11 protein-coding genes and 1 pseudogene are annotated in these 13,820 nt (G+C 73.9%); 7 read left to right on the plus strand and 5 right to left on the minus strand.

Annotation, left to right across the window (positions count from 1 at the left end):
* Window positions 1–54 precede the first annotated feature (54 nt).
* Entirely contained in the window at window positions 55–1,146 is a 1,092-nt protein-coding gene (locus tag FHX75_RS19350; RefSeq protein WP_154941650.1) for a UDP-N-acetylmuramate dehydrogenase, read from the plus strand.
* Between the two features lie 149 nt (window positions 1,147–1,295).
* Here FHX75_RS19350 and FHX75_RS19355 read toward each other — a convergent pair whose 3' ends face one another.
* Both FHX75_RS19355 and FHX75_RS19360 read right to left on the minus strand, forming a co-directional pair.
* Window positions 1,296–2,075: a class I SAM-dependent methyltransferase gene (locus FHX75_RS19355; protein WP_154941652.1), complete on the minus strand. Its 780-nt coding sequence runs from the start codon at window positions 2,073–2,075 to the stop codon at window positions 1,296–1,298.
* Window positions 2,076–2,106: 31 nt separating this feature from the next.
* Entirely contained in the window at window positions 2,107–2,874 is a 768-nt protein-coding gene (locus FHX75_RS19360; protein WP_154941654.1) for an SDR family NAD(P)-dependent oxidoreductase, read from the minus strand.
* 182 nt (window positions 2,875–3,056) lie between these two features.
* Between FHX75_RS19360 and mshA the strand changes: the two genes are divergently transcribed.
* From mshA to FHX75_RS32265, 3 genes and pseudogenes are all read left to right on the plus strand, one after another.
* Window positions 3,057–4,421, plus strand: a complete 1,365-nt coding sequence (gene mshA / locus FHX75_RS19365) for a D-inositol-3-phosphate glycosyltransferase (RefSeq protein ID WP_154941656.1) — start codon at window positions 3,057–3,059, stop codon at window positions 4,419–4,421.
* Between the two features lie 57 nt (window positions 4,422–4,478).
* The gene (locus tag FHX75_RS19370) at window positions 4,479–4,994 is read left to right on the plus strand and encodes a type III secretion system chaperone family protein (RefSeq protein WP_154941658.1); all 516 of its coding nucleotides are present in this window, start codon (window positions 4,479–4,481) and stop codon (window positions 4,992–4,994) included.
* Window positions 4,995–5,942: 948 nt separating this feature from the next.
* Window positions 5,943–6,317, plus strand: a pseudogene (locus FHX75_RS32265) (hypothetical protein); the annotation flags it as partial.
* 417 nt (window positions 6,318–6,734) lie between these two features.
* On the opposite strand, the gene FHX75_RS19380 reads toward FHX75_RS32265, so the two are convergent.
* Complete coding sequence (locus FHX75_RS19380) at window positions 6,735–8,078, minus strand: MFS transporter (RefSeq protein ID WP_154941660.1); 1,344 nt, start codon at window positions 8,076–8,078, stop codon at window positions 6,735–6,737.
* 578 nt (window positions 8,079–8,656) lie between these two features.
* Window positions 8,657–9,988 (minus strand): MDR family MFS transporter, encoded by a 1,332-nt coding sequence (locus FHX75_RS19385; protein WP_154941663.1) that lies wholly within the window; start codon window positions 9,986–9,988, stop codon window positions 8,657–8,659.
* Window positions 9,989–10,139: 151 nt separating this feature from the next.
* Here FHX75_RS19385 and FHX75_RS19390 point away from each other — a divergent pair, with 151 nt between their 5' ends.
* Entirely contained in the window at window positions 10,140–10,907 is a 768-nt protein-coding gene (locus FHX75_RS19390) for a phosphoglyceromutase (RefSeq protein ID WP_154941665.1), read from the plus strand.
* A gap of 48 nt (window positions 10,908–10,955) precedes the next feature.
* On the opposite strand, the gene phoU is transcribed toward FHX75_RS19390, so the two are convergent.
* Complete coding sequence (gene phoU, locus FHX75_RS19395; protein ID WP_154941667.1) at window positions 10,956–11,609, minus strand: phosphate signaling complex protein PhoU; 654 nt, start codon at window positions 11,607–11,609, stop codon at window positions 10,956–10,958.
* Between the two features lie 232 nt (window positions 11,610–11,841).
* On the opposite strand from phoU, the gene FHX75_RS19400 reads away from it, so the two are divergent.
* Both FHX75_RS19400 and FHX75_RS19405 read left to right on the plus strand, forming a co-directional pair.
* Window positions 11,842–13,113 carry a sensor histidine kinase gene (locus FHX75_RS19400; RefSeq protein ID WP_211364530.1) on the plus strand — a complete coding sequence of 424 codons (1,272 nt, stop codon included), beginning with the start codon at window positions 11,842–11,844 and terminating at the stop codon, window positions 13,111–13,113.
* 20 nt (window positions 13,114–13,133) lie between these two features.
* Window positions 13,134–13,817: a response regulator transcription factor gene (locus FHX75_RS19405; RefSeq protein WP_154941669.1), complete on the plus strand. Its 684-nt coding sequence runs from the start codon at window positions 13,134–13,136 to the stop codon at window positions 13,815–13,817.
* The last annotated feature ends 3 nt before the right edge of the window (window positions 13,818–13,820 follow it).

The raw sequence follows: 13,820 nt of genomic DNA on the forward strand, positions 1-13,820 counted from the left end.
GTGACCGGGCCACCAGTGGGTGCCGCGGCTACCCCTCAGCCTAGGGTGAGAGGCGTGTCAGACGTCTACGCCCAGCCGACAACCGGAGCCGACCCCGCCGACCCGGCCACCCTGGCGAGATACACCACGCTGCGCCTCGGCGGCCCTGCCGGCCGGCTGGAGACCGCCACCAGCGCCGAGGAAATCGTACGAACCGTACGCCAGGCGCGGGAGCGGGACGAGCCCGTCCTCATCCTCGCGGGCGGCAGCAACGTCGTCGTGGGCGACGAGGGCTTCCCCGGCACGGTCGTGCTGGTCCGGTCGCGGGGGCTGCGGGTGGTCGCCGAGGACGCCGACACCGTCACCGTACGGGTCGAGGCCGGCGAGCCCTGGGACGACCTGGTCGCCGCCACCGTGGACAACGGCTGGTCGGGGCTGGAGTGCCTCTCCGGCATCCCCGGCTCGGCCGGCGCCACCCCGATCCAGAACGTCGGCGCGTACGGCCAGGAGGTCGCCGAGAGCATCACCGGCGTCCAGGTGTACGACCGCGCCGGCGACAGCCTCGGCCGGGTCGAGGCGGCGGACTGCGGCTTCGCCTACCGGTCCAGCATCTTCAAGTACAACGACCGCTGGGTGGTGCTCTCGGTCGACTTCCGGCTGCGCCGCTCGACGCTCTCCGGCCCGGTGCGCTACGCCGAGCTGGCCCGGGCGCTCGGCGTCGAGGTCGGCGACCGGGTGCCGCTGGCCGACGCCCGCGCGACGGTGCTGAAGCTGCGCGCCGGCAAGGGCATGGTGCTCGACGCCACCGACCCGGACACCTGGTCGGTGGGCTCGTTCTTCACCAACCCGGTGCTCGACCGGGAGGCGTACGAGCTGCTGCGCGAACGCGCCACCGACCTGGGCGAGCCGCCCTCCTGGCCCTGCCCGGGTGACATGGTGAAGGTCAGCGCCGCCTGGCTGATCGACAAGGCCGGCTTCGCCAAGGGCCACCCCGGCCCCGAGGGCACCGCGATCTCCAGCAAGCACACCCTGGCCCTGACCAACCACACCGGCACGGCCAGCACCGCGGCCCTGATCGCCCTCGCCCGCGACATCCGCGACACGGTCCACACCCGCTTCGCCGTCACCCTCCACCCCGAACCCGTCCTGATCAACTGCACCATCTGACCCACCCCCGGCCCCCGCCCCTCCGGGCCCAGGCCGTGTTGATCAAGAAGTTTGCGTCACCCCAGGCCGGATTCCTGACCAAAACTTCTTGATCACCCGGGTGCGGGCCCGGGCGCGGGCGCGGGCGGGGTGGTCGGGCGGCGGGCGGGTCAGCGGGGGGCGACGGCGGGCCAGGGGAGGGTGAGTTCGCCCTGGCGCCAGCGGTGCGGGCGGTCGAGGACCGGCCAGCCGGCCTGCTTGAGGGCGCCGACCGCGCGGAGCCAGCGCTGGCGGGGGCCGAACGGGGCGTAGCCGGCGGCGGCCTGCCAGGCGTCGTCGAGGGCGCGGATCAGGTCGTGCACCCGCTCGCCGGGGACGTTGCGGTGGATCAGCGCCTTGGGCAGGCGTTCGGCAAGCTGGGCCGGGGTCTCCAGGGTCGCCAGGCGGGCCGCCAGGGTCAGCGTGCGCGGGCCGGCCGCGTCGACCAGTACCCAGCTGCCCAGCCGGCCCAGCTCGTCGCAGGTCCCCTCGACCAGCGCCCCGCCCGGGGCGAGCCGGTCGGTGACCGTACGCCAGGCGGCGGCGACCTCGCTCTCGTCGTACTGGCGCAGGACGTTGAACGCGCGCACCAGGACCGGACGCAGGCCGGCCAGCTCGAAGCCGCCCCGGGCGAAGGTCAACCCGGGCGGGTCGGCGGCGGGCGCGGCGGCGGCCACGCGTACCGGATCGATCTCCAGCCCGACCACCCGCACGTCGGCGCGGACCCCGGTGGCCAGCCGGGCGCGCAGCTCCACGGCGGTGACCGGGGTGGCGCCGTAGCCGAGGTCCACCACCAGCGGGTCGGCGGCGGCGCGGAGCCGGTCGCCGCAGGTGGCCACGATCCAGTTGTCCACCCGCCGCAGCCGGTTGGGGTTCGTCGTCCCCCGGGTCACCACGCCCTGGGGCCGCACCGGCCCGGTCCTCACCCGCGACCGGCCCGGCTCACTGCCCGACCCGGTGCACCTTGTGCTGGGCGGCCTGGGCCAGCGGGCGGACCACCAGCCGGTCCACGTTGACGTGGTGCGGGCGGGTGGCGCACCAGGCGATGCAGTCGGCCACGTCCTCGGCGACCAGCGGCTCGGGCACCCCCGCGTACGTGGCGGCGGCCTTGTCGGCGTCCCCGCCGAAGCGGACCAGCCCGAACTCGTCGGTCCGCACCATGCCCGGGTCGATCTCGATCACCCGGACCGGTCGCCCGCACAGCTCCAGCCGCAGCGTCCCGGCGATCGCGGTCTGCGCGTGCTTGGCCGCGGCGTAGCCGCCGCCGCCCTCGTACACGGTGAAGCCGGCGGTGGAGGAGACGATCACGATGGTGCCGGCGCCGGACGCCTCCAGCGCGGGCAGCAGCGCCTGGGTGACCCGGAGCGTGCCGAGCACGTTGACGTCGTACATCCACTGCCAGTCGCCGATCGCGCCGGACTCCACCGGGTCCAGCCCGCGCGCTCCGCCGGCATTGTTCACCAGCAGGGTGACCGGTCCGGGTGCCGCCTGCGCCGCGGCGGCCAACCCGGCCACCGACTCGTCGGAGGTGACGTCGCAGGCCACCGCCGTGGCCGCGCCGCCGGCCGCCTCGATCTCCTTGATGAGCTCGGCCAGCCGGTCGGTACGCCGGGCGGCGGCCAGCACGTGGAAGCCCTCGGCGGCCAGCCGGCGGGCCGTCGCCGCGCCGATCCCGCTGGACGCCCCGGTGACGATCGCGACAGAGGTCATCCGGACATTGTCCCCTCCGCCGCGGACCGGCCGGGGCGGGGGCCGTCGATGAACTGGATCACGCCGGGGGAGAGTGCGGGCGCATTTCCGTAGCCCGATGGGGAAGATGACACCCGGCGCGTGAGTTGACCGAGAAGCGCCGGTCGTGCGGGACGGCATAAACCGTGACAGAAGGAGCGGAAGTGGCGGAAATGCACACCGGCGTCGGTCGTCAGCGAGGTGCCCGACCGTGGCCGCGCCCCCGGCGGATCGCCACCCTGTCGGTGCACACCTCCCCGTTGCACCAGCCCGGCACCGGTGACGCCGGTGGGATGAACGTCTACATCCTGGAGGTCGCCCGGCGGCTCGCCGAGGCCGACGTCGAGGTGGAGATCTTCACCCGGGCCACCTCCGGTGACCTGCCCCCGGTGGTCGAGATGGCGCCCGGCGTGCACGTCCGGCACGTCACCTCCGGGCCGTTGGAGGGGCTGACCAAGGAGGAGCTGCCCGGGCAGCTCTGCGCCTTCACCGCCGGCGTGCTGCGCGCCGAGGCGGCCCGCCCGCCCGGCCACTACGACCTGATCCACTCGCACTACTGGCTCTCCGGCCAGGTCGGCTGGCTGGCCAAGGAACGCTGGGGAGTGCCGCTGGTGCACACCGCGCACACCCTGGCGAAGGTCAAGAACGCCCAGCTCGCCGCCGGTGACCGCCCCGAGCCCAAGGCCCGGGTGATCGGCGAGGAGCAGGTGGTCGCCGAGGCCGACCGACTGGTGGCCAACACCCGGGTGGAGGCGGCCGACCTGATCGGCCGCTACGACGCCGAACCGGCCCGGGTCGCCGTGGTCGAGCCCGGCGTCGACCTCGACCGCTTCCGTCCCGCCCCCGGCGACCGGGTCGCGGCCACCCGCGCCGCCCGCCGCCGGCTGGGCCTGCCCACCGACGGGTACGTGGTGGCCTTCGTCGGCCGGATCCAGCCGCTCAAGGCGCCCGACGTGCTGGTCCGCGCGGTCGCCGCACTGCGCGAGTGCGCCCCGGCCCTCGCCGAGGAGTTGACCGTGGTGATCTGCGGCGGCCCGAGCGGGAGCGGGCTCGACCGGCCCACCTCGCTGATGGAGCTGGCCGGATCGCTCGGTGTCGCCGACCGGGTGCGCTTCCTGCCCCCGCAGACCGGCGAGGACCTGCCCTCCCTCTACCGGGCCGCCGACCTGGTCGCGGTGCCCTCGTACAACGAGTCGTTCGGCCTGGTCGCCCTGGAGGCCCAGGCCTGCGGTACGCCCGTCGTGGCGGCCGCCGTCGGTGGTCTGGTCACCGCCGTGCGGAACGGGGTCAGCGGGGTGCTCGTCGACGGCCACGACCCGGCCGACTGGGCCGCTACGCTCGCCCGCCTGCTGCCCGACCGGGCGCTGCGGGCCGACCTCGCGGCGGGTGCGGCCCGGCACGCCCGTAACTTCTCCTGGCAGCGCACCGTTTCCGGCCTGCTCGCCGTCTACGGGGAGGCGATCGCCCAGCACCGGGGACGGCTGGCCGCCCAGCTCGCGGGAGACCCGGCGCTGTCCTGTTCCTGGTGACTCCGGCCACTCCCGCGCGTCCGGTGCGTTCCGGCGGGCGCCCGTAGAGTGGGTGCGATGAGCGCGAAGAGCGACCTGGCCGCCCTGATCGAGTCCGTCTGCACCGACCGTGAGCTGGACTGGGAGTCGACCGGCGAGGGTTCCTACGCGGTCACCCTGCCCGGCACGCACAAGCTCAAGACGGTCTGCAACCTGATCGTCGGTGAGCACGCGCTGCGGGTCGAGGCGTTCGTGATGCGCCAGCCCGACGAGCGGCGCGAGGAGCTGTGGGCCTGGCTGCTGCAGCGCAACGCCCGAATGTACGGCGTCTCGTTCTCCATCGACGCGGTGGGCGACGTCTACCTCACCGGGCGGGTCAACCCGGCCGGGATCGACGCCGACGAGCTGGACCGGCTGCTCGGCGCGGTGCTCACCTACGCGGACGAGTCGTTCGACACGATGCTGGAGATCGGCTTCGGCAGCTCGATCCGCCGGGAGTGGGAGTGGCGGGTCAAGCGGGGCGAGTCCACCGCCAACCTCGCCGCCTTCGCCCACCTTTTCGAGCCGTCCGCCGGAGGTTCGGACCGGTCCTGACGGGTATGCCGCACCGCTGCGGTGCGGCGAAACGGGACCCGCCGCAGGCCGAGACGGACTGTCGAGGAGCGTGCGATGGCTCAGCGGAACAGCTCAGGTCGCGGCGGAACTGCGACCAGGACGAAACAGCAGGCGGGCAACCAGACGCCGAACACCCCGGGGATCTCGGAGTCGGAGATCTCGCGGATGCGGGTCGACGACATCCGGGGCCAGTTGCGGCGTCGCGGTGTCTCCGGCATCTCCGCTCTGCGCAAGCCCGAGTTGGTCAAGACGCTCGCGCGGACCCTGCGGTCCGAGGGTCGCCCCGGCGCCGCAGCCCGCCGCGCCACCGGCCCGGCGGGCCGGGCGCCCGCCAAGAAGGCCGGCGCGACGAAGGCCGCCGCGAAGAAGACGACCGCTCGGAAGACCACGACCGCCCGGGCGAAGGCCGCGCCGGCCCCCGCCCGCAAGGTGGCGCCGGCCCGCAAGGCCGCCCCGGCGGCCCGCAAGGCGACGACCGCCCGGGCGAAGGCGGCACCGGCCAAGGCGGCCCGAGCCAAGGCCGCGCCCGCGAAGGCGGGCGCTCGCGCCAAGGCCGCGCCGGCGAAGAAGACCGCAGCCGCGAAGGCGGGCGCTCGCGCGAAGGCCGCGCCGGCGAAGAAGACCGCACCGGCGAAGGCCGGCGCTCGCGCCAAGACGGCCCCGGCAAAGGCCGGCGCCCGGGCCAAGGCGGCCCCGGCGAAGAAGGCCGCGCCGGCCAAGGCGGGCGTCCGGGCGAAGGCCGCGCCGGCCAAGGCGGGCGCACGCGCGAAGGCCGCGCCCGCGAAGAAGACCGCACCGGCGAGGAAGGCCGCGCCGGCGAAGGCCGGGGCTCGGGCGAAGGCCACGCCGGCGAAGGCCGGGGCCGCGCCCGCCCAGCGGGTCATTGCCCCGCCGGCCGCCGTCGGCGCGGCCGCCACGGCCCGGACCACCGGCGTACGGACCGGCCGGTCCAGTTCCCGGTCGGTACGGTCGTCGCAGGTGATCTCCTCCCCGGCGGACCGCCCCGAGCGCCCCGGCCGCAGCCTGGTCACCAGCAACCACGAGGTGATCCAGAACTGGGCGCGGGCCCGTGGCGCCCAACCGGCGACCATCGCCGGCACCGAGCGCGAGGGCCGGCCGGGGGTGCTGACCTTCGAGATCCCGGGCTACCGGGAGAGCAGTCGGGTCCAGGTGATCAGCTGGGACGACTGGTTCCGGACCTTCGACACCCGCCGGCTGAACCTCATCTACCAGGAGGAGCTGCGCGACGGTCGGCAGAGCAATTTCTTCCGGACGGAGTCACCCGATCGGGAGGACGCCTGAGGTGTTTACGGGAATGGTCGCCGGGTATGCCGTGTTGACCGTTGCGAGGCCCGGAGCAGGGGCGTCGGACGCCAGGCCGGCGCTGTGACCGGCGAGACAGCGATCCGGGTTGAATCCGGAATCCGGGCGAACTAACTTTATTGCACCGCGCCACGCTCGGAACCGTTCGGGGGAGCGGCGGATCGATCAGATCCGAGCACTGAGTGAGGCGCAAGAAACGGGTGGAGCACATCGTTGGGGGACGGTGCCACCCGTGGAACCGGCGGCGCGAGCGGGCGACGCTTACGGGGGTGAGTGTCGCCCGCCGCCGCCGGGCAAGCGGTGCGGATGCCCATCACGACCACGGTCGTGGTGGGCCTTCTGCCGTTGCGGCCAAGGTGCCGGCGCCGACGGCTCCAGTGCTCCGGCCTGGAGCCGTCAGCCCACCGGCTGCGAGGCGCGCGCCGGTGCGGCCACCCGCCGCGCCGCCACCCGGCGCTCCCGGCTCGGCCCGGCCAGCAGGTGCCCGCCCGCGGCGAGCAGACCCAGGGCCGCCACCACCAGCCAGTGCCGCTCCCCGAGGTACTGCAGGCTCACCCCGCCCAGCGTCGGCGCGACGAAGGACGCGGCCGGGAAGGTCAGGTAGAACACCGACTGGTAGCGCGCCCGCAGCTCGGGCGGGGCCAGGTCGGCGTTGATCTGCGCGTTCGGCGGCGCGGCGAGCATCGAGCCGACCGTCCAGACCACCGCGGCGGCCAGGTAGACCCAGAGCTGGTCGGCGACGGCCAGCGCACCGAACCCCACCGCAAGCAGGCCGGTGGAGAGGGCCAGCACCCGGTGCGCCCGACGCCGGTCGATCAGCCCGGGTACGAAGAGCTGCCCCACCACGATCAGCGCGCCGCCCAACGCCACCACCGTCCCGTACGCCGACGGGCTCAGGCCGTCCGCGCGCATGGCCAGCGGCATGATCGTCGAGGTCTGCATGGTGAGCACGGCCAGCACGAAGGTGAGCCCGACGAAGACCAGGAAGGTCCGGTCGGTCAGCGCGGTGTGCAGCCCCGGCGGCCGGGACCGCCCGGCGCCAGCAGCCACCGGCTCGCCGACAGTCGGGGCGTCTGTGGCTACCGGCTCCCCGGCAGCCCGTCCGGTCCCGGCCTGGTGCGGGCGGCTCCCCGCCGGTCCGCTGCGGCGGCGGGGCAGGGTCTCCGGGACCTTCCAGGCGATCAGCGCGGCGGCGGCCAGGGTGGCGGCGGCGTCAACCAGGAAGAGCGCGAGGAAGCTCGCCTCGGCCAGCAGTCCGGCCAGCAGCGAGGCCACCGCCATGCCGAGGTTGAACGCCCAGAACTGGAGGTTGAACGCGCGGGAGCGGCGGTGCTCGGGGACCACGTCCACGATCGCCGCGACGAAGGCCGGGCTCGGCATCGAGTGCGCGATCCCGACCAGCGCGGCCAGCGCCGCGATCACCGCGAGGTGCCGGCTGAACGCCAGCCCCACCATCAGCCCCGCCGCCGCCAGGTGCGCGGCGAGCAGGGTGGCCCGCCGGCCCCAGCGGTCCGCCAGCACCCCGCCGAGCAGCACCCCGACCGCCCCGCCCGCTCCGTACGCACCGACCACCGCGCCGGCCAGCGACTCGCTGGCTCCGCGCGCCGCGGTGAGGTAGAGCGACAGGAAGAGCACCGCGAAGGCGCCGGCCCGGTTGACCAGCAGCCCCGCCCAGAGGTACCAGAAGGTGGCGGGCAGACCGCCGGCAGTTCCGTCCCACCAGCGCCGCAACCCGCGCACCCGTCCTCCAGAAACCTTGTTAACCATTTACGTTCCCGACCGTATGCAGCCTCGCCCGACCGCGCCACCGTGTCGGTGATCACCAGCGCGGCCCGCCGGCGGTGTCCCGCGTTACCGCACGGTGGGTTCGGGCGGGCCGGAGGCGGGACGGTGGTCGGAGTCCTGTCGAGCTGATGTCGTCAACGATTCAGGCTCCGGGTCCGATGGGCTTGATTCGTTCACGTCATCAGCTCGACAGGGCCCGCAGGGCGCCCTGCCTCGTCCGAGCCCGGCAGGCCGCCGGGCGGGCGGTAGCGGCCGCGGCCGGTCCGCGCGTCCGGTCGTGCCGGCGGTCGGCAGGGCGGCCCTGGCTGGTCCGGGCGTCCGGTCGTGCCGGCGGTCGGCAGGGCGGCCCTGGCTGGTCCGCGCGTCCTGTCGGGTGGGGCGGTCGGCAGGGCGGCCCTGGCCGGTCCGCGCGTTCCTGTCGGGTGCGGCGGCGGCCCTGGCTGGTCCGCGCGTCCTGTCGGGTGCGGCGGTCGGTAGGGCGGCAGCGGCCTGGCGGTCCGCGTGCCCAATCGGGGTGCCGGCGGTCGGCGTACTCAGGAAGGGGTGTGGGCCGCGACCGGCTCGGCCGGGGCGGTGGCGGCGGCCTCGGCCGCCTGTGGGGCCGGCTGCCGGATGGCGGTGACCGGCGTGACCGGCTGTGTGGCCGGCCGGAGCTTGGCGGCCCGCCGCTCCCGGGCCGGCCCGGAGACCAGGTGGGCCACCGCCATCAGCGCGCCGATGGCGGCGCAGCCGAGCCAGAGTTCGGTGTTGCCGGCCCGTTCCCGGACCAGGCCGCCGAGGATCGGCGCGACCGCACCGGCGATCTGCCAGGACAGCGAGAAGACGCCCTGGTAGCGGCCGCGCAGCCGGTCGGGGGAGAGCTCGGCGATGAGGGTGGCGTTGGACGGCGAGTTGAGCATCTCGCCGAGGGTCCAGATGAGCACGGTGAGGCCGTAGAACCAGGCGGCGTCGGCGAACGCGGTCAGGCCGAAGCCGACGCCCATCACCAGCGAGGCCAGGGCGAGCACGTGCGACCGGCTGCGCCCCCTGATCAGCCGGGGCACGAAGAGCTGCCCGACGACGATCAGCACACCGTTGAGCGCGATCACCGAGCCGTACGTGGCGGCGCTCAGGCCCGAGTCGCCCATCGCGATCGGCAGCATCGAGATGTGCTGGAGGAAGACCAGCGCGCCGAAGAGGTTCAGCACCACGAAGCCCAGGAAGACCCGGTCGGTCGCGATGGTGCGCAGCGCACCGGCCGGGGCGACCGCACCGGGGCGGGCGGGTGCGGCCGAGGCCCGGCGGGTCTCCTTCACCCGAGTGAAGATGATCAGCGCGGTGACCACGGTGGTGGCCGCGTCGACCATGAAGAGCAGCAGGTAGCCGGCCTGGGCGGCGAACCCGGCGAGCACCGCGGCGCAGGCGAAGCCGAGGTTGATCGCCCAGTAGTTCAGCGAGAAGGCGCGCAACCGGTCCTTCTCCGGCACCACGTCGATCATCATGGCGCCGAACGCCGGCCGGGCCGCCTCGGCGAACATGCCGAGCAGCAGCGCGCCCGTGGCCACCGCCCAGAGCGGCCGGGCGAAGCCGAGCGCGAGCATCATGGTGGCAGCGCCGAGGTGCGCGGTGAGCAGCGTGGGCCGCCGTCCCCAGCGGTCGGTGAGCGTGCCGCCGACGGTGGTGCCGACCGCGCCGCCGACGCCCCACAGGCCCAGCACCAGGCCGGCCTGGGTGGGGGAGAAGCCGCGTTCCTGGGTGAGGTAGATGGCGAGGAAGACCAGGACGAACGAGCCGAGCCGGTTGATCAGGGTGCCGGTCCAGAGGTACCAGAAGGTCCTCGGCAGCCCTCCGGTGGTGTCCCGGAACCAACTTCGCACCGTCCGCACGCCCGCGCCCCCGCTTCGGTAATGACCGCCATGTTCTAAGCGCCTTACAACCTAGTGCTGGCGCGGAACGCGGGTCATCGGTTTTTCCACGTGGTGGTCGTCACGGCCACCACCCGCGTGTCCACCGGCGGGGTGCGGCAGGATGATCGGCATGACTGCGAGCGAGGGGCCCACCGTCGGGACGCTGGTCCTGCTGCGGCACGGCGAGAGTGACTGGAACGCCAAGAACCTCTTCACCGGCTGGGTGGACGTCGACCTGACCGAGAAGGGCGAGAACGAGGCGCGGCGCGGCGGCGAGCTGCTGCGCGAGCACGGCCTGCTGCCCGACGTGGTGCACACCAGCGTGATGCGCCGCGCGATCCGCACCGCCGAGCTGGCGCTCAACGCCGCCGACCGGCACTGGATCGCGGTGCGTCGGTCGTGGCGGCTCAACGAGCGGCACTACGGCGCCCTCCAGGGCAAGAACAAGAAGCAGACCCTGGAGGAGTACGGCGAGGAGCAGTTCATGCTCTGGCGCCGGTCGTACGACACGCCGCCGCCGCCGATCGCCGACGACGACGAGTTCTCGCAGGTCGGCGACGCGCGCTACGCGCTGCTGCCGTCCGAGCTGATGCCGCGCACCGAGTGCCTCAAGGACGTCGTCGAGCGGATGCTGCCGTACTGGTACGACTCGATCGTGCCGGACATCCTGGCCGGCCGTACGGTGCTGGTGGCCGCACACGGCAACTCGCTGCGCGCCCTGGTCAAGCACCTCGACCAGATCAGCGACGAGGCGATCGCCAAGCTGAACATTCCCACCGGCATCCCGCTGCGCTACGACCTCGACGCCCAGTTGCGCCCGCACACCCTGGGCGGCACCTACCTCGACCCGACCGCCGCCAAGGAGGCCGCCGCGGCGGTGGCCAACCAGGGCCGCTGACGCCACGACGAAGGCCCCCGGTCCGCCGGGGGCCTTCGTCGTGCCCGGTCAGTTCGGCGCGGACGTGGACTCGCCGGTGATCAGGTAGACCACGTGCTCGCCGGCGTTCACCGCATGGTCGGCGAAGCGCTCGTAGAAGCGGCCGAGCAGGGTGGCGTCGATCGCCGTCTCCACCCCGTACGGCCAGTCGTCGCCGAGCAGCACGCCGAACAGGCTCTTGTGCAGGTCGTCCATGGCGTCGTCGTCGCGGTCCAGCTCGGCGGCGAGGTCGGCGTCGGGCTTGGCCAGCACCGTGCCGATCTTCTCCGCCATCCGGTCGGCGATGGCGGCCATGTCGGTGAAGACCGGCCGCAGCTCGGCCGGCACCGCCGGCGACGGGTGCCGGCGCAGCGCCGTCTTGGCCACGTGGTCGGCCAGGTCGCCCATCCGCTCCAGGTCCGCCGCGACGTGCAGTGCGGTGATCATGGCCCGCAGGTCGGAGGCGACCGGCGCCTGCCGGGCGAGCAGGTCGCAGACCCGCTCCTCGACGTGCCGGTAGAGGTCGTCGATCTCGGCGTCCCGCGCGATCACGGCCTCGGACGCCTCGCGGTCGGCGGTCAGCAGGCCGCGGGTGGCCTGGCGCATCGCGGCGCGGACCCCTTCCGCCATGTCCACCAGCAGCTGGCTGACAATCTGCAGGTCGGCCCGGAACTCGTCGCGCATCGTCACTTCCTGGGGTCGGTGCCGCCGGCCCCGCGCAGGGGCGTCCGGCATTCGGGTCGAGCGGGTGCGCGCCAACCGTAGGCGGGGGGAGCGGACCTTAGGTGAACTCCGGTGAACGACGCGGGACCCGGGAGTGAACTTCTGCGGAAGTGAGGATGATTCGTCCCGTTATGGGCGATAGCCAGGTTAACAATGACCCTACGATCGCCGGGTGGAATGGGTGGTGGCGGTCGTGGTGGCCGTGGCGCTGGCGACCGGCCTGGTCGCCGGTCTGCTGCTGTCCGGGCCCGTCCGCGAGCGGCGGCGCCGGGCGGCGTCGTCGGGGAGCGGTGGCTCCCGCTGGAGCTCAGGGAGGCTCGGGATTCCCGACGATCAGCAGGGCGGCCTCACCGGGCTCGGCCGCAAGACGATCGACTCACTGCGCGCCGGCGTGGTCGTGCTCGACCCGGACGACGTGCCGGTGCTGGTCAACCCGGCCGCCCGGGCGATGGGCCTGCTCCGCACCGGCCCCACGCCCGGCTCCATCGCCGCTCACCCGTTGATCCGTACCCTCGCCGGGCAGGTGCGCCGCACCGGCGTGCGGCGCGAGATCGAGCTGGACCTGCCGCGCGGCCGCGACAACCCCGGCGTGAACCCGCTCGGGGTGCACCTGCGGGCGATGGGGCTCGGCGCCGGCTACATCTCGATCGAGGCCGCCGACGTCACCGAGTCGCACCGGCTGGCCCGGGTCCGCCGGGACTTCGTCGCCAACGTCAGCCACGAGCTGAAGACCCCCATCGGGGCGCTGCAACTGCTCGCCGAGGCGCTGCTCGACGCCACCGAACCCGCCGGGGCGGCCGCGCCGGACCTCTCCGAGGACCTGGTCGCCGCCCGCCGCTTCGCCGAACGGATCCAGCACGAGTCGACCCGGCTGGGCCGGCTGGTGCAGGAGTTGCTGGAGCTGACCCGGCTGCAGGGAGCGGAGCCGCAACCGGCGCCGGAGCCGGTCGCGGTCGACTGGGTGGTCGCCGAGGTGCTCGACCGGACCCGGACCACGGCCGCCGCCCGGCAGATCCAGGTGGTGACCGAGGGCCAGAAGGGGCTGACCGTGTACGGCAGCGACGCCCAGATCGCCACCGCCGTGGCCAACCTGGTGGAGAACGCGATCAACTACTCGGGCGAGGGCACCACCGTCCGGGTCGCCACCCGGGCCGACGAGGAACACGTCGAGATCGCCGTCACCGACCAGGGCATCGGCATCGCCCCCAACGAGGTGGACCGGATCTTCGAACGGTTCTACCGGGCCGACCAGGCCCGCTCCCGCTCCACCGGTGGCACCGGCCTCGGCCTGGCCATCGTCAAACACATCGCCAGCAACCATGGCGGCCGGGTGGAGGTGGCGAGCACTCTTGGAGGGGGCTCGACGTTCACTCTCCGGTTACCGGCCAGCCCCCCGGCCGACCTGGAGACGATACTGCCGTCGGCTGGGATCGAGGCCGGCCCGGCCGAGCTCCGCCAGGTCTGACCGCACGAGAGGAAGCACCGTTGAGCCGCGTTCTGGTGGTCGAGGACGAGGAGTCGTTCTCCGACGCCCTGTCGTACATGCTCCGCAAGGAGGGTTTCGAGGTGTCCGTCGCCGCGACGGGTCCCTCCGCCCTCACCGAGTTCGACCGGACCGGCGCGGACATCGTCCTGCTCGACCTGATGCTCCCCGAGATGTCCGGGACGGAGGTCTGCCGGCAACTGCGGCAGCGCTCGCACGTACCGATCATCATGGTCACCGCCCGGGACAGTGAGATCGACAAGGTGGTCGGCCTGGAGATCGGGGCCGACGACTACGTCACCAAGCCGTACTCGCCGCGGGAGCTGGTGGCCCGGATCCGGGCGGTGCTGCGCCGGCAGAGCCCCGAGGTGACCGAGTCGGGCGCGCCGACGCTGGCCGCCGGCCCGGTCCGGATGGACATCGAGCGGCACGTGGTGACCGTCGACGGCGCCGCGGTCCAGCTGCCGCTGAAGGAGTTCGAGCTGCTGGAGCTGCTGCTGCGCAACGCCGGCCGGGTGCTCACCCGGGGGCAGCTCATCGACCGGGTCTGGGGCGCCGACTACGTCGGCGACACCAAGACGCTGGACGTGCACGTCAAGCGGCTGCGCTCGAAGGTCGAGCCGGAGCCGTCCGCGCCGCGGTTCATCGTCACCGTGCGCGGCCTCGGCTACAAGTTCGAGCCGTAGGCC

This window comes from Micromonospora palomenae, from assembly GCF_007829925.1.
Classification (GTDB): Bacteria; Actinomycetota; Actinomycetes; order Mycobacteriales; family Micromonosporaceae; genus Micromonospora; species Micromonospora purpureochromogenes.

Bases quoted from the DNA above. Each gene is read 5' to 3' on its own strand.
- FHX75_RS19360 (WP_154941654.1), bottom strand. From the start codon at position 2,874: ATGACCTCTGTCGCGATCGTCACCGGGGCGTCCAGCGGGATCGGCGCG.
- FHX75_RS19370 (WP_154941658.1), top strand. From the start codon at position 4,479: ATGAGCGCGAAGAGCGACCTGGCCGCCCTGATCGAGTCCGTCTGCACC.
- FHX75_RS19390 (WP_154941665.1), top strand. From the start codon at position 10,140: ATGACTGCGAGCGAGGGGCCCACCGTCGGGACGCTGGTCCTGCTGCGG.
- phoU (WP_154941667.1), bottom strand. From the start codon at position 11,609: ATGCGCGACGAGTTCCGGGCCGACCTGCAGATTGTCAGCCAGCTGCTG.